The organism is Rhodovulum sulfidophilum DSM 1374 (assembly GCF_001633165.1).
Taxonomy (GTDB): Bacteria; Pseudomonadota; Alphaproteobacteria; order Rhodobacterales; family Rhodobacteraceae; genus Rhodovulum; species Rhodovulum sulfidophilum.
The window spans coordinates 2,945,932-2,961,589 of record NZ_CP015418.1; the positions used below are offsets into that span (position 1 = coordinate 2,945,932).

Sequence of the window (15,658 nt, forward strand, 5' to 3'; positions counted from 1 at the left end):
ATCGCCGTTTTTTTGCGGAAAGGGTTCGCATTTCGCAGAGCTTCCCGTGCTATCTGGCCGGAGACAGCAAACGGGTGACGCATACATGACCGGAACATCGCTCTCTACCGCCCTGCCCGCCTCGCGCCGCATGCGCGACACTCTGCTGATGGCCGGACTTCTGGTGCTGGTGGTGGTCGGCCTGGCAGGGCTCGCCGCGGCCTCCGGATGGGATCACACCATGGCCCAGCTGTCCCGGCTGGGTGTGATCCAGGGCGCAGCGCTTCTGGGTCTGTCGCTGATCAACTACCTTTTGCGCGCGCTGCGATGGCATGCCTTCGGGCGGCAGATCGGCCTGCCGCCGGGGCTCTGGCGCGACATCCGCCATTATCTCGGCGGCTTTCTGATGATCGCGACCCCCGGACGGCTTGGCGAACTGGTGCGGGTGCGCTGGATAAGACGCGAGACCGGGCTGCCGCTTGAACGCTCGGCGCCGCTTTTCGTGATGGACCGCGCCGCCGATCTTGTGGCGATGGCCCTGATCCTCTGCCTGGCCCTGGCGCTGTCCGCAGGTCATATCGCGGGCGCGATCCCGGTTGCGGTTCTGGCCCTTGCCGCCGCTGCCGTCGCGACCAATGGCCGGCTGATGGCGGCGCTGGTGACCCGCGGCTACCGGATCTTCGGCCGCTGGCCCCGGCTTTTCGGGCGGCTTCGCGGCATGGCGCGGACGCTGGGCCGCTTCGCCGATGCCCGGCTGCTGGTCGTCTCGATCCTGCTGGGCGGTCTGGGCTGGATGGCCGAGGGGTTTGCCTTTCACCAGTTGCTGATCTGGCTCGGCGCCGATATCGGGTTGTGGAAGGCCATCGGCATCTTCGTCTTCGCCACGCTGGCCGGCGGGCTGACCGGCGCGCCGGGGGGGCTGGGCGGCGCCGAGGCTGCGATGATTGCGCTTCTTGCGCTCGAGGGCCTGCCGCTCGAAACTTCGGTCGCGGCCACGGCGGTGATCCGGGTCACCACATTATGGTTCGCAATCGGGATCGGCGCTCTGGTCTTTCCCCTGGCGGAACGAATGTCGAAAAGGACAGTGAATGCAGTGGAAAACCGCTGATTATGCTGGATGGGGCCGGGCGCTTCGGGCCCATGGCCGGATTGCACGGCCGGAACGGGTTTCGGCCCTCACCGGGGCCTTGGCGGAAGGCGGCCCCGCCATCGGCAATCGCCGGTCCTATGGCGACGGCGCGCTGAACAGCGATGGCGCCGCGACAGAGATGACGCGGATGGACAGGCTTCTGGCCTTCGACCCCGAGACCGGCGTGATCGAGGTCGAGGCCGGGGCCACCATCGGCGCGCTTCTGAAGATGCTGGCGCCGCGGGGCTGGATGCCGAGGGTAATGCCCGGTACCGGCTTTGCCACGATCGGCGGCTGTATCGCCAATGACGTGCATGGCAAGAACCATCATGGTGCGGGCAGTTTCGGCCAGCATGTGCTGGCGGTCACGCTGATGATGCCCGAAGGCCCGCGCGAGGTCACGCCGGGCGCGGACCCCGCGCTGTTTCGCGCCACGATGGGCGGTCAGGGCCAGACCGGCGCCATCCTGTCGGCACGGCTGCAGCTGATGCCGATCCCCGGCCAGCGGATGAAGGTCGTGGAAACCCGGATGCGGGACTTCGACAGCTTCATCGCCGCGCTCGACGCCTCCGAGGCCGAATTCACCGTGGGCTGGATCGACGCGACGGCGAAACGCAAGCGGCTCGGGCGCGGCATCCTCGAAGAGGGCACGCTGGTCGAGGGCACCCGCCCCGGCCCCGAGCGCAAAGCGAAGCCCGTGCCCTTCGACGCGCCCAAGGCGCTGTTGTCCCGGCCGGTGGTGAAGATCTTCAACCGCTGGTACGGATCGGGCGTGCCCGACAGCGGCCGCAAGCGGACCCGCGCGCTGGACGCGTTCTTCTTCCCGCTCGACGCGCTGACCGACTGGAACCGGCTGTATGGCAAGCGCGGCTTTCACCAGTTCCAATGCGTCGTGCCCGCGGACCGGGTGGCTGCGCTGAAGGAGATCCTGAACACCATCGCGCGGGGCGGCGTCGCCTCGCCGCTGGCGGTCCTGAAACGGATGGGGCCGGGCCGCGCCGGGCATCTGTCCTTCCCGATGGACGGCTACACGCTGGCGGTCGACCTGCCCGCCCGCGCCAAGGTGCCCGCGCTTTACGCCCGGCTCGAGGATCAGGTGCTGGCCGCGGGCGGGCGGATCTATCTGGCCAAGGACGCGCTGGCGCGGCCCGAAAGCATGGCCGCGATGTATCCCGAACTGGAGGCCTGGCGCGCCGAGGCGGACAAGGCCGATCCCGGGCGGCGCCTGGCCACCGATCTGGTGCGGCGGCTGCAACTGAGGAGCGCGTGATGGCAGAGACCTGGATCATTCTCGGGGCCTCGTCCTCGATGGCGCGGGCGCTGACGCGCAGGCTTGCCGCGCGCGGCGACGGCCTCATCCTCGCCGGGCGCGAGCTTGCCGATCTCGAGCGCGACGCGGCCGATGCGCGCGTCCGGGGCGCGGCCTTCGCCGAAACCATCCGCTTCGACGCGCGCGATCCCGCCTGCCTGGCGCCGATCCTCGCCCGGGCCGAGGCCTGCGAGGGCACGGTCTCGGCGGCGGTCTTCGTGGGCTCGATGCCGCCCCAGGCCGAGATCGACGCCGATCCCGGCCTGATCGAGGGCGTCGTCACCGACAGCTTCACCGGTCCGGCCCGGCTGCTGCAGGGGCTGGCCCCGATCATCGAGGCTCGAGGCGCGGGAACCGTCATCGGCGTGGGCTCGGTCGCGGGCGATCGCGGACGGATCGGCAACTATGTCTATGGCGCGGCCAAGGCGGCCTTCGCCACCTACCTGTCGGGCCTGCGCAACCGGCTGGGCCGCGCGGGCGGGCATGTGCTGACGGTCAAGCCCGGCTTTACCGATACCGCGATGACCTGGGGCATCGAGGGGATGTTCCTCGTGGCCTCGCCCGACAAGGTCGCCGATGACATCCTTACCGCACTCGAGAAACAGCGCAACGTGATCTACACGCCGTTTTTCTGGATGGGCATCATGGGCATCATCCGGCTTATCCCGGAACGGGTGTTCAAGAAACTCTCGGTCTGAGGCCTGTCGCGCCGTCCGGTCCGGGGCCGGACGGCGCCGACAGAGCCCGGCGCCGTGGACCATGACGGACAGCGCAAGGCCGACAGCGTCGTGATCCTGTCGCCCTCGATAGCCCAGACCATGCGGATCGGCCAGACCGCCGTCAGAAACGCAACCATCCAGAGCCGCAAGCGGATCTGACACCACGTCCCTGCCCGGAGCAGGACCTGTAGGCGAGGGAAACGACCGGCATCCCCGCGACGCCGGGCCTGGCCATGATCCTGTCGGTGGCCCCGTCCCTCCCCATATTCGCATTGCAGACATCGCCAGGATTAAAATTCGCTTTCGAAATCATTTCGCGCGAATTACCGAAACACATTTCAATCCAGAAGGTTTTAGGGACACTTTCCGACTTGACGGAAATTGCCAAGTCCAAGCCCCACTCCCGCCTGATTTGACAGGCCTGATGGCAAGGCCGAAGCGGTTGAGAGTTCGTCCCTCGGGAGGTCCGGCGCTTCATCCATTGTCATCTGAACCGAGCAAGCATCCTTCTGGAGGGGCAAACATGAAACTCTTCAATATCGTCAAGACCTTCGCCAAATCCGACTCCGGCGCCGTCACCGTCGACTGGGTGGTGCTGACCGCCGCCATCGTCGGCCTTGGCATCGCCGTGCTGAGCACCGTCCGCGGCGGCGTGAACGACCTGGGCGGTGAAATCTCGGATGCGCTGTCGGAAGCCACGGTCGCCTCGCCGAGCACACTCGGCTGGAGCAACTGATCCACCCGAGCCTGCGCCCGGAAATCCCCAAGGCCGCACATCGCGTGCGGCCTTTCCTGTCTTTCGGGCCTCCGTCCGGCAATCGGTCGCTCTTTAAACGAATATCAATCAGGCAAATGCAGGATTGCCCCGAACCTGCCGCCCAGGGGCGGCCCGGCCGGCAGAGCCACCGACGCTCCGCGGCCTGAACGGCCCCCCGGATCGACCGCGAAAGGACATGTCATGCGCCTGATCTTCGGACTGGTTCTTTTGGTCGGGCTCGGCCTGGCGGGGTTTGCCGTCTATATGGCCCAGGGCTATTTCAACCAGACCAAGCGCGACCTCGCCGCCGCGCGGGCCCAGCAGGTCGCTCTGGAAACCGTGGTCGTCGCCAGGGAACCGCTGCGCTATGGCCAGCAGATCACCCTTGCAGACTTGCGCCCGGTGCTCTGGCCGGAGGAGTCGATGCCAGATGGCGTCTTCCGGACCAAGGAAGAGCTTTTTCCAGAGGGTCAGCCTCAATTCCGTACCGTGTTGCGGGCGATGGAGGCGGGCGAACCCCTGTTGCAGGTCAAGGTGACCGATCCCGGCGCCGATGCCGGCATCACCTCGCGCCTGACCAAGGGCATGCGCGCCTTCGCCATCCGGGTCGATGTCAGTTCGGGCGTGTCGGGCTTTCTGCGCCCCGGCGACCGCGTCGATATCTACTGGAGCGGCGAGAGCCATTCGAAACAGTTCACCAAGCTGATCGAACCCGGCATCCGGCTGATCGCCGTCGACCAGATCGCCCACGACGACACCACGCGTCCGGTGATCGCCCGTACGGTGACGGTCGAGGTCTCGCCGCAGCAGGTCGCCGCTCTGGCACAGGCGCAGTCGATCGGTCGGCTGTCGCTGGCGCTGGTCGGGGCCAATGACGATGTGCTGGCCGAGGCTGTCGAAGTCGACCACAAAACGCTTCTGGGCATCGAGGACGCGCCCGCCGCGCCGCCCGAGGAAAAACGGATCTGCACGATCCGGACCCGCCGCGGCTCGGAGGTGATGGAAATCGCCATTCCCTGTACCAACTGATCCCCCCAGCCTGCCGACAGCCGACAGACCGCGCGACCTCTGATTGCATCTGAACGCGCGTCCGGCACCTTTGATTGTTGCGAGATATCCACAGGCCACGATCCGCAACACCGCCCCCAGATTGAAAAGAGCGGGGCCATGCCGCATCCTGATTGCCGCAAGGGGCGCAAGATCCCTTCCGCGGCTTGGTCGGAAAGGCAGGATCGCATGAATTTTCGGATCATCCTCGCGGTCGCGCTGCTGGGTCTTGCCACCACTCCGGGCGCCCTCCGCGACGCCGGGGCGCAGACCCTTCGCACGCTTGGAGGTCTGGCGACCGGAAAGCTCACCGTGCCGATGAACCGCGCCGTCGTCGTCGAAAGCGAGCAGGTCTTCGCCGAATTGTCGATCTCGAACCCGCAGATCGCCGATATCTCGACCCTGTCCGACCGGACCATCTACGTGCTGGGCAAGTCGCCCGGGCGCACGACGCTGACCCTGCTCGGCCCCGATGGCGACCTGATCGCCAATGTCGAGGTGCAGGTCACGCCCGACATGAGCGAACTCAAGGAGCGGCTGCGCGACGTCCTGCCGGGCGAGCCGATCGAGGTCCGGGCAGCCAATGACGGCCTGGTGCTGTCGGGCACGGTCAGCTCGAAGCTGGTGATCGACCGCGCGCTCGACCTTGCCTCGCGTTACGCCCCCGAGCGGATCTCGAACCTCCTGACCGTCGGCGGCACCCAGCAGGTAATGCTGAAGGTCCGTTTCGCCGAGATGAACCGCTCGGTCTCGAAAAGCCTCGGCACCAGCCTCGGCGTCTCGGGCCTGACCAGTGGCGGCGATCTCAGCTTTTCGGGCGGCACCAACACCATCGCCGAAGGCAACAATCTGGGCAATCTCTTCGACGGCAACCCGGCCACCGGCCTGACCCGTTCGCGCGGCAGCAACGGGGTGTTCTCGATCGGGATCGGCGCGGGCGATGTCGAATTCGCGGTCCTGCTGGAGGCGCTGGAAACCAAGGGCTTCGTGCGGACCCTGGCCGAGCCCAACCTGACCGCGCTCTCGGGCCAGTCGGCCAGTTTCCTGGCCGGCGGCGAATACCCGATCCCGGTGGTCGGCAGCGATGGCGAGGTCACGGTCGAGTTCAAGCCCTTCGGCATCTCGCTGGGCTTCATCCCCAATGTCGTGGGCACCAACATCAATCTCGAGATGACCGCCCAAGTCAGCAATATCGACCCGTCGGTCACGTATAACAACAACGGCATCATCATCAGCGGCTTCTCGACCCGCTCGACCGCCACCACGGTCGAGCTGCATGACGGCGAAAGCTTCGCGGTCGCGGGGCTGCTGCAGGACGATTTCGCCAGTCTCAAGGGACAGGTCCCCTGGCTGGGCGATGTGCCGGTCCTCGGCGCGCTCTTCCGCAGTTCGGAATACCAGCGCGACCAGAGCGAGCTGGTGATCATCGTCACCGCGCATCTGGTCTCGCCGATCCGGGGCGAGGCACTGGCGCTGCCCACCGACCGCGTCGCCCCGCCCAGCGAGCGCGACCTCTTTCTGTACGGTCGGCTGTCATCGCCGCGCACGCCGCGGTCGGGGGCTGCGGGCGAGGTCGCGCGGCAGGATTTCGGCGGTTCCTACGGCTATGTGATGGAGTGAGCCCATGCGCGCCCGCCTTGCCCTTCTGACCCTCGGCACCGCGCTGGCCCTGACCGGCTGCAGCCCGCAACAGCGCGAGGAGTTCGACCGGCCCGCGGGCGAGACGCTTGACGATGGCAGCTTCGGCAAGGCCACGACGACCAACCGGATGATGATGACCGCCGACCGCGCGATGGCCATCGACATGACCCGCCGCTTTGCCGCCGAGGTACCGAACACCGTCGCCTTCGCCTTCGACAGCGCGGTGCTCGACCGGACCGCGCAAAGCGCGCTCGACCGGCAGGCGGGCTGGATCCTGCGCCATCCCTTCGTGGTGTTCCGGGTCTACGGCCATGCCGACAAGGTCGGCAGCGATGCCTATAACAAGGCGCTGGGTCTGAGGCGCGCAGAGGCCGTGATCGGCTATCTGGCCGGGCGCGGCGTGTCGCGGGCGCGGCTGCAGGCGGTCGTCTCGCATGGCGAGACCCGACCGCTGGTGCCGAGCGCGGGGCCCGAACGGCAGAACCGGCGCACGGTGACGGAGGTATCCGGGGTCATCAGGCCCCGTCCGATGGCGATCGACGGCAAATACATGGAGCGCAGCTACAAGGCCTATCTGGACAGCGCCCAGCCGAAGCCCGGTCTCATCCCCGAACCGCTGCAGGCCGAAGAATAGCATTTGGCCGACGCCGCCCCGGCGAGGCCCGGTGAGGCCCGGCAGCCTCTTGCGCACCAATCCCTCCGGCGGCGGCCCATTCCGAGGGTATTTCCGAACAATTCCGCCGCTCGGGCCGTAATGTTGCCCAAGTTGTTCTTCATCCTCACCCGATAACGGACATATGCGCGCCGGACGAGTCGCGCGCCAACGGTGCGGAAGAACGGCTGCCCGGCCGCCCTGCCCGGTCTGCGTGGAAGGACGTGGAAACGATGACGAGCATGCCAGCGCCGATACCGGATCAGGCTCCGATCCGCGCCTGCACGGTGTCGCGGGACATCCAGAATTTCGATCTTCTGATCGAGGACATGGAGGCCGAGCTGGGCGGCGGATGGGGCGATATCGCCTTCGCGGAGGCGCAGGATTTCCTGGAACAGCCCGAGGCACGGCATCTCGAATTCATCGCGGTCGCGGTCGGCGATGCCGACGCGGCCAATATCGCCGCGATCGGCGAGATCGTGGAGGCCGCGAAACGGCGTGGCCTCCGGGTTCTGGTCATCGCCGAAGAGCTGAGCCCGATCGCGCTGCATCAGCTGATGCGGAAGGGGGCCGACGATTTCGTGCCCTATCCGCTGCCCGAAGGTGCCCTGCATGACGCGGTCGAGCGCCTTCGCCGGGCCGGGTCGCCCGCACCGGCGCCCGACCCGACCTGCCCCAGGCTCTCGCGACCGAACCGCGACGGGGTGGTGCTGCCGGTGCAGGGACTGGCGGGCGGCGTCGGCGCCTCGACCTTCGCGGTGAACCTCGCATGGGAGCTTTCCCTGATCGCGGGCGAGGTCGGCGGCCGGGTCTGTCTTCTCGATCTCGACCTGCAATTCGGCTCGGCCGCGACCTATCTCGACCTGCCGCGCAAGGAGGCCGTGTTCGAGCTGCTTTCCGACATCGCCGCGATGGATGGCGAGGGGTTTCTGCAGGCGCTGCAGGTCTACCGGAACGAATTGCATGTGCTGACCGCGCCCACCGACATCCTGCCGCTCGACATCGTCGGTCCCGACGAGATCAATGCGCTGATCGACATGGCCCGGTCGCAATTCGATTTCGTCGTGATCGACATGCCCAAGACAATCGTCAACTGGACCGAGGCGGTGATCAACCGGTCGCATCTCTATTTCGCGCTGCTCGCGCTTGACATGCGCTCGGCGCAGAATGCGCTCCGGGTGATCCGGGCCCTGAAATCAGAAGGTCTGCCGCGCGAAAGGCTGCGCTTTGCCCTGAACCGGGCGCCCAAATTCACGGATCTGTCGGGCCGCGGCCGGGTGCGACGGCTGGCCGACAGTCTCGATATCGAGATCGGGCTTATGTTGCCCGATGGCGGCAGATCGGTGACCGAAGCCGGCGATCACGGTCTGCTTCTGGCCGAAACCGCCGCCCGGTCGCCGCTGCGAAAGGAGATCCGCAAGCTGGCGCTGTCGCTGCATGATGTCGGAACGGCTGCGGCCGCCGCCGCGCAATAGGAAGCCCTGCATGTTTTCGCGCTACAGGAAACCCGCGCCCGGCAAGGTGCCGCCCGCCCCGCCGCAACCGCAGGCCAAGACACCGCCCGAGGCCCCGGCCGAGGCATCGGCGCCCGCCCTCCCCGCCCTGCCGCTCCAGGCAGCGCCCAACGAGAAGGACCGCAAGCGCAAGGAGCGTCTGGGCGAGCTGAAAGCCGAGCTGCACAAGACGCTTCTGGAAAACCTCAACCTCGCCGCGCTTGAACATGCCGAAGAGAAGGAGCTTCGCACCGAGATCCAGGCCATCGCCTCGGAAACGCTCGAGGAGATGGGCGTCGTTCTGAACAAGGACGACCGCAACCAGCTTTACCAGGAGCTGTTCGACGAGGTGACCGGGCTCGGCCCGCTCGAACCGCTGCTGAAGGACGACAGCGTCAACGACATCCTGGTCAACGGCCCCCGTCAGATCTTCGTCGAGCGCGGCGGCAAGCTTCAGCTGACCGACATCGCCTTCCGGGACGAAAAGCACCTGCTTAGGATCATCGACAGGATCGTCTCGGCGGTGGGGCGGCGGGTCGACGAATCGACCCCCTATGTCGATGCCCGGCTGGCCGACGGCTCGCGCTTCAACGCGATGGTGCCGCCGGTCGCCGTCGATGGCAGCCTGGTCTCGATCCGGAAATTCAGGAAGGACAAGCTCGGCATCGACGACCTGGTGAGATTCGGCGCCTTCACCGAGGAGATGGCCGCCTATCTGCAGGCCGCGGTGGCGACGCGCCTCAACATCATCGTCTCGGGCGGCACCGGCTCGGGCAAGACCACGACGCTGAACGCGCTCTCCTCCTTCATCGACAATTCCGAACGGATCCTCACCATCGAGGACACCGCCGAGCTGCAGCTGCAGCAGACCCATGTCGGCCGGATGGAAAGCCGCCCCCCCAATGTCGAGGGCAAAGGCGCGGTCAGCCAGCGCGACTGTCTCAAGAACGCGCTCCGGATGCGGCCCGACCGCATCATCGTCGGCGAGACCCGCGGCAACGAGGTGATCGACATGCTGCAGGCGATGAATACCGGCCATGACGGCTCGATGACCACGATCCATGCCAATAACGCGCGCGACGCGGTCAGCCGGCTGGAAAACATGATTGCCATGGCCGGGATCGAGATGCCGCTGAGGGCGGTGCGGGCGCAGATCGCCTCGGCCGTCAACCTGATCGTGCAGGCCAGCCGCCTGCAGGACGGATCGCGCCGTCTGGTCTCGATCACCGAGGTGACGGGGATGGAGGGTGAGGTGATCTCGATGCAGGAAGTGTTCCGCTACGAACGCCTCGGGCTCGACCCCGGCGGCAGGATCGCCGGCCGGTTCACCGCGACCGGCATGCGCAGCCATTTCTCGGAGCGGTTCCGGCAATGGGGCTACGACCTTCCCACCGCCATCTTCGAGCCCGGACGGGGAGGCTAACCCATGCAGATCGGCACCGAACTCCTGATCTACGGCCTGATCTTCCTCTCGGTGCTGGCGCTGGTCGAGGGGCTGTACCTGACGCTTTTCGGCAAGTCGATCAGCCTGAACGCCCGGGTCAACCGGCGGCTCGAGATGCTGGAAAGGGGCCTCGACCGCGACCAGGTGCTGGAACAGCTCCGCAAGGAGATGACCCAGCACATGCGCGCCCGCGGCATCCCGCTTTACGCGCTTCTGGCCGAGCGGGCGCAGAAGGCCAATATCGCCTTCACCCCGCTGCAGCTGATCGCGGTGATGGTCGCGCTGTCGGTCCTGGCCTTCCTGGGATTGACGATCGGAACCGAAGCGGCCCTGCCGGTGCGCGCGCTGGCCTCGGTCGCGATCGGCGTCGGGGGCGTCTGCACCTGGGTCAACGGCAAGGCCAGCAAGCGGCTCGGGCTGATCGAGGAACAGTTGCCCGACGCGGTCGAACTGATGGTGCGCGCGCTGCGCGTGGGCCATCCCTTCGTCGCGGCCATCAACATCGTCGCCAAGGAGGTGCCCGACCCGCTGGGCTCGGAATTCGGGGTGATCGCCGACGAGGTCGCCTATGGCCGGGATATCGGCGAGGCGCTGAAGGATCTGGCCGAGCGGGTCGGGATGCAGGATCTGCGCTTTCTCGCGGTGGCGGTGACGATCCAGCAGCAATCGGGCGGCAATCTCGCCGAGGTGCTTGCGGGCCTCGCCAAGGTGATCCGGTCGCGCTTCAAGCTGTTCCGGCGGGTCAAGGCGATCACCGCCGAGGCGAAATGGTCGGGCATGTTCCTGTCGGGCTTCCCGGTCGCCGCGATCCTGATGATCTCGATCCTGAAGCCCGATTATTACGACGCGGTGAAGGAAACCGCCTTCTTCCTTCCGGCCGCCATCGCCGTTGCCGTCTTTCTGGTCGTGAACGTGATCTTCATGCGCGTCATGATCAACATCAAGGTCTGAGGAGAGACCCCATGGCCTTCGTCGATCTCGTCAATGGCTGGCTCACCGACCGCCTCGGCCCGCTCGGTCCGCTGATCGCGATGGGGCTGCTCGGGCTCGGGCTGGTCGCGCTGTCGCTGCCGGTCTTCCTGCGGCGCCGGAGCGATCCGCTCGACAAGCTCAGGCGCCAGGTCCGCGCGGCCGAGACCGCCGGCGCCCGCGACCCGCAGGCAGCGCTGCGCCATGCCTCGGGACCCGACCGGCTCGACCGCTTCTCGACCCTTCTCGAACCCCGGGACGAAAAGGCGCTCTCGGCCGCGCGGCTCAGGCTGATACGGGCCGGATACCGCTCGAAATCATCGGTGCGGCTGTTCCATTTCGCGCAATTCGCGCTTGGGCTGCTGTTTCTGGCCGCCGGGCTGGTCCATGCCTTCGTGCTGAATGCGGGCGGCAATATCGGCACATCCGGGGTCATCCTCTCGGTGCTGCTGCCCGGCGCGGTCGGATATTACCTGCCCAAATACTGGGTCGAACGGCGGCTGCAGAGCCGGCAGGAGGACCTCACCAACGGCTTTCCCGACAGTCTCGACATGATGCTGGTCTGCGTCGAGGCCGGGCAGTCGCTCGACCAGTCGATCCTCCGCGTCGCCCGCGAATTGCGGCCGGGATTCCCCGCCTTGGCCGCGGAATACGAGATCGTGTCGAACGAGCTGAAGGCCGGCAAGGACCGGGTACAGGTGCTGCGCGACATGTCCGAACGCTGCGGCATCACCGATATCTCGTTCTTCATCACGGTGCTGATCCAGTCGGCGACCTTCGGCACTTCGATCGCCGATGCGCTGCGCGTATTTTCGGCCGAGATGCGCGACAAGCGCGTCATGCGCGCCGAGGAAAAGGCGAACAAGTTGCCGACCAAGCTGACTTTGGGCACGATGATGTTCACGGTGCCACCGCTGCTCATCATCCTGATCGGCCCCTCCATCTATGAGATCTACGACACGCTCCAGAACGCAGACTTCTGACCCCCTGCGCCGCGGCGCGGTGCTGGCCGCGGTCTTCTGCACCGCCTGCAGCGCGTCGGGGACGCTTTCGCCGGCCTATCGCGGCCTGCCCGCCCCGAACGGCGCGGCGCATCCGGCAACGGCGGTCGACGGGCTCGTCGTCGGTCACCGTCTGATGGCGGCGGGCGAATACGACCTGGCGCTGAGGGCCTATTACCGCGCCGCGGCCGAGCACGGGCTGAGCGCCGATGTGCTGTCGGGCATCGGCTCGGCCAATCTCCGGCTCGGACGGCTCGGCCAGGCCGAGACCCAGTTGCGGCGCGCGATTTCCGCGAATGCGCGCTTCGTGCCGGCCTGGAACAATCTCGGCGTGGTGCTGATGGAAAAAGGCGAGCCCGGCGAGGCCCGGCGGGTCTTCGAGACCGCCTTCGCGCTGGACAGCGGCCGGTCCGAGGACATTCGCCGCAATCTGCGGCTCGCTATCGCAAAGACAGAAAATCCCGACTATGATTCACCTCGGAACCAAGGCACCACCTTCGAACTGGTTCGGCGCGGCGAGGGCAGATACCTGCTTCTGGCCCCGCCCTGAGATCAGAGCGACCGAAAGGATGCCCCGATGCGCCATCCCGTCCTGGCCCCGATCTGCGTCGCCCTGGCGGTGACCGTCTCGGCCTGCCAGAAACCCGGCGATACCGATGTCGACCGCGCCGTGCAGGACGTGCTGGCCAGCGACGAAAGCAGCCTGACCGGCATCATGATGACGGTTGCAGACCCCGATGAGGCGATCCGCTATTTCCGGCGGCTGCTCGAGGAGGATCCCGACAAGATCTCCGCCCGGCGCGGCCTCGCGCAATCGCTGATCCGGGCGCAGCGCCCGGCCGAGGCCGCCACCGCCTGGGCGGCCGTGCTGCGCCATCACGATGCGGGCAACGAGGACCGGGTGAATTACGCCGACGCCTTGATCCGGATCGGCGAGTGGGACAAGGCCGAGGCCGAGCTCGACCGGATCCCGCCCACCTTCGAGACCTATCGGCGCTACCGGCTGGAGGCGATGGTGGCCGATGGCAACGGCGAATGGGCGAAGGCAGACAGCTTTTACGAAACCGCGGCCGGGCTGACCACCAAACCCGCCGGGGTCTTCAACAACTGGGGGTATTCCAAGCTGACGCGCGGCGATTTCAAGGGCGCCGAGCGGCTGTTCGTGACTGCGCTGACCTACGATCCCGGGCTCTTCACCGCCAAGAACAACCTGGTCCTGGCCCGCGGCGCGCAGCGGAAATACGAGCTGCCGGTGGTCCGGATGACCCAGACCGAGCGCGCCCAGCTGTACCACACTCTGGCCCTGACCGCGATCAAGCAGGGCGACGTCGCCATCGGCAAGGGCCTTCTGGAACAGGCCATCGAGACCCATCCGCAGCATTTCGAGGCCGCGGTGCAGGCGCGTCGCGCGCTCGAGGCGCAGGGCTAGGCCCTTGCCCATGACCGCGGCGCTCTGGTTCCTGCCCTTCGCGACCCCGATCGCGCTTTGGGCCGCGCTCAGCGATCTCAGGACCATGACCATTCCCAACCGGGCGGTGCTGGCCCTGGTCGCGGTCTATGCGCTGGTCGGGTTCGCGGCCCTGCCGCTTTCCCCCTGGGCCTGGCGCTGGCTGCATCTGGCGGTGGTGCTGGTGCTGGGGTTCGTGCTGAACCTGACCGGCGCGGTCGGCGCGGGCGATGCCAAATTCGCCGCGGCGATGGCCCCCTTCATCGCCCCGCCGGATATCGGCGCCTTCCTGCTTCTGCTGGCCGCGACGATCCCCGTAAGCTTCGTCGCGCATCGCCTGGCCCGGCGTGTCCCGGCGTTGCGCCAGGCGCTCTCCGGCTGGGCCTCCTGGGAGGCGCGCGACTTTCCGATGGCCCTCGCGCTGGGGCCGGCGCTGATCCTCTATCTCGGCCTGGCCGCCATCGGAGCGATGCCGAGCGCGATCTAGACGCGCCATCCGTACCGGCTGGCCATGGGGGCCGCGAGAGCGCAGCTCCAAAGCGCCCAGAGAACGGAACCAATCCAATAATTCACCCTGAAAACATAGGTTTTCGCCCCGAAATTACCGCAAACAGGCAGCAGTCTCGGCCCCGATAGCGCAGCCGTGTCCGGACCCGCCATGCCCCTGCAAGCCCCGAAGCTCTCCGGGCCGCCCGCCCCCCGTTCGCTGGCCGAGATGCGGCTGCCGATGGTGATGATGCGCGACATCCTGCTGAAGACGGTTTTCCGCAAGGCGCTCGATGCCGTCAGCGGGATCGCGCGGGCGATCTGTCTTCCGGTGCCCGTCACGCAAGAGCTCGTCGACCTTGCCCGCAGCCAGAAACTGCTGGAGGCGACCGGGACGCTGCATGCCAATTCGGGCGGCGAAATGGGCTATAAGCTGACCGAGGCGGGCAAGGCCTGCGCGCTCGATGCGCTGACCCAGTCGGAATATTACGGCGCGATGCCGGTGCCGCTGGACGTCTATGCCGAACAGGTTCGCCGTCAGTCGATCCGCAACATTCGGATCACCCGCAGCCGGCTGACCGCGGCGATGGGCCATCTGATCCTGCCCGACGCGCTTCTGGACCAGCTGGGCCCGGCCGTCGGCGCCGGACGCTCGATTCTGATGTACGGCCCGCCCGGAAACGGAAAATCATCCATTTCCAATGGCATATGCGACGCTCTTGAGGATCTGATCCAAGTTCCGCGCGCCATCGAATATGCCGGTCAGGTGATCACCGTCTATGACCCGATCGTGCACAGCGCCACCGAAGCGCAGGAGGAAGACCCCACCGCGCTGCGCCGGGCCACGGGCCGGACCGACAGCCGCTATGTGCTTTGCCGCCGTCCCACCGTGATCACCGGGGGCGAGCTGTCGCTGTCGATGCTCGACCTCGTCTACAACCCGACCGCCCGCACCTATCAGGCGCCGCTGCAACTGAAAGCCACCGGCGGCGTCTTCATCGTCGACGATCTGGGGCGTCAGGCCGAGCCGCCGCAAGCGCTGATCAACCGCTGGATCGTGCCGCTGGAGGAAAGCCGCGACATCCTCGCGCTGCAATCGGGCGAGAAATTCGAGGTGCCCTTCGACACGCTGGTGATCTTCTCGACCAACTTCCACCCGAACGAGATCTTCGACCGCGCCGCGCTGCGCCGGATCTTCTTCAAGATCAAGCTCGACGGCCCCTGCCAGGAAGAGTTCCTGAAGATCTTCGCAAGCGTCGCCCGCAGGAAGGAGATGCCCATCGACGAAGACGCGCTGATCTACCTGCTGCGGGAGAAATACCCGACCATCGACAATGTCTATGCCAATTACCAGCCGGTCTTCCTGATCGATCAGATGATCGCGATCTGCGACTTCGAGGGGCTGCCCCGCCAGATGAGTCCCGAGCTGATCGATCGCGCCTGGGCCAACATGTTCGTCCGCGACGACCCCATCCTTCACTGAGCCCGCCCCTGGCGCCTCGCTTTTTGACCGAAAGGTCCGAATTCGGGCTTTCGGTCCGTCTGATTTTGAATAAGTTGCCCGGGTAAGTCAGACCTGCTGACC

General features: G+C 66.8%; 16 protein-coding genes. All 16 read left to right on the plus strand.

Going from position 1 to position 15,658, the window contains the following annotated elements; all coding sequences use genetic code 11:
• Positions 1-85: 85 nt before the first annotated feature.
• The 16 genes from A6W98_RS13850 (at position 86) to A6W98_RS13920 (ending at position 15,556) form a co-directional block, all read left to right on the plus strand.
• A complete protein-coding gene (locus A6W98_RS13850; RefSeq protein WP_042462380.1) occupies positions 86-1,087 on the plus strand; it encodes a lysylphosphatidylglycerol synthase transmembrane domain-containing protein in 1,002 nt (333 codons plus the stop codon).
• Entirely contained in the window at positions 1,068-2,378 is a 1,311-nt protein-coding gene (locus A6W98_RS13855) for an FAD-binding protein (RefSeq protein WP_042462382.1), read from the plus strand. The genes A6W98_RS13850 and A6W98_RS13855 overlap by 20 nt, the downstream gene beginning before the upstream one ends.
• A complete protein-coding gene (locus A6W98_RS13860) occupies positions 2,378-3,115 on the plus strand; it encodes an SDR family NAD(P)-dependent oxidoreductase (RefSeq protein WP_042462384.1) in 738 nt (245 codons plus the stop codon). Before A6W98_RS13855 ends, A6W98_RS13860 begins: the two co-directional genes overlap by 1 nt.
• Positions 3,116-3,169: 54 nt before the next feature.
• Positions 3,170-3,295 (plus strand): hypothetical protein, encoded by a 126-nt coding sequence (locus tag A6W98_RS22145; protein ID WP_264580103.1) that lies wholly within the window; start codon positions 3,170-3,172, stop codon positions 3,293-3,295.
• Between the two features lie 364 nt (positions 3,296-3,659).
• Positions 3,660-3,872 (plus strand): hypothetical protein, encoded by a 213-nt coding sequence (locus A6W98_RS13865; RefSeq protein ID WP_042462386.1) that lies wholly within the window; start codon positions 3,660-3,662, stop codon positions 3,870-3,872.
• 222 nt (positions 3,873-4,094) lie between these two features.
• Positions 4,095-4,922, plus strand: a complete 828-nt coding sequence (gene cpaB / locus A6W98_RS13870; RefSeq protein ID WP_042462388.1) for a Flp pilus assembly protein CpaB — start codon at positions 4,095-4,097, stop codon at positions 4,920-4,922.
• Positions 4,923-5,129: 207 nt separating this feature from the next.
• The gene (locus A6W98_RS13875; RefSeq protein ID WP_042465127.1) at positions 5,130-6,560 is read left to right on the plus strand and encodes a type II and III secretion system protein family protein; all 1,431 of its coding nucleotides are present in this window, start codon (positions 5,130-5,132) and stop codon (positions 6,558-6,560) included.
• Between the two features lie 4 nt (positions 6,561-6,564).
• Entirely contained in the window at positions 6,565-7,215 is a 651-nt protein-coding gene (locus A6W98_RS13880) for an OmpA family protein (protein ID WP_042462390.1), read from the plus strand.
• 251 nt (positions 7,216-7,466) lie between these two features.
• Positions 7,467-8,708: a CpaE/TadZ family protein gene (locus A6W98_RS13885; RefSeq protein WP_042462392.1), complete on the plus strand. Its 1,242-nt coding sequence runs from the start codon at positions 7,467-7,469 to the stop codon at positions 8,706-8,708.
• Positions 8,709-8,718: 10 nt separating this feature from the next.
• Positions 8,719-10,149, plus strand: coding sequence for a TadA family conjugal transfer-associated ATPase (locus A6W98_RS13890; protein WP_042465130.1), 1,431 nt, complete (start codon positions 8,719-8,721; stop codon positions 10,147-10,149).
• 3 nt (positions 10,150-10,152) lie between these two features.
• A complete protein-coding gene (locus A6W98_RS13895; RefSeq protein WP_042462394.1) occupies positions 10,153-11,121 on the plus strand; it encodes a type II secretion system F family protein in 969 nt (322 codons plus the stop codon).
• 11 nt (positions 11,122-11,132) lie between these two features.
• On the plus strand, positions 11,133-12,122 hold the full coding sequence (locus A6W98_RS13900; RefSeq protein ID WP_042462396.1) for a type II secretion system F family protein: 990 nt from the start codon (positions 11,133-11,135) through the stop codon (positions 12,120-12,122).
• Positions 12,123-12,126: 4 nt separating this feature from the next.
• Positions 12,127-12,690 carry a tetratricopeptide repeat protein gene (locus A6W98_RS13905; protein WP_052678148.1) on the plus strand — a complete coding sequence of 188 codons (564 nt, stop codon included), beginning with the start codon at positions 12,127-12,129 and terminating at the stop codon, positions 12,688-12,690.
• A 27-nt stretch (positions 12,691-12,717) separates the two neighbouring features.
• Positions 12,718-13,569: a tetratricopeptide repeat protein gene (locus A6W98_RS13910; RefSeq protein ID WP_042462398.1), complete on the plus strand. Its 852-nt coding sequence runs from the start codon at positions 12,718-12,720 to the stop codon at positions 13,567-13,569.
• 10 nt (positions 13,570-13,579) lie between these two features.
• The gene (locus A6W98_RS13915) at positions 13,580-14,074 is read left to right on the plus strand and encodes a prepilin peptidase (RefSeq protein WP_042462400.1); all 495 of its coding nucleotides are present in this window, start codon (positions 13,580-13,582) and stop codon (positions 14,072-14,074) included.
• A 171-nt stretch (positions 14,075-14,245) separates the two neighbouring features.
• Positions 14,246-15,556 (plus strand): ATPase, encoded by a 1,311-nt coding sequence (locus tag A6W98_RS13920; protein ID WP_042462403.1) that lies wholly within the window; start codon positions 14,246-14,248, stop codon positions 15,554-15,556.
• Positions 15,557-15,658 lie beyond the last annotated feature (102 nt).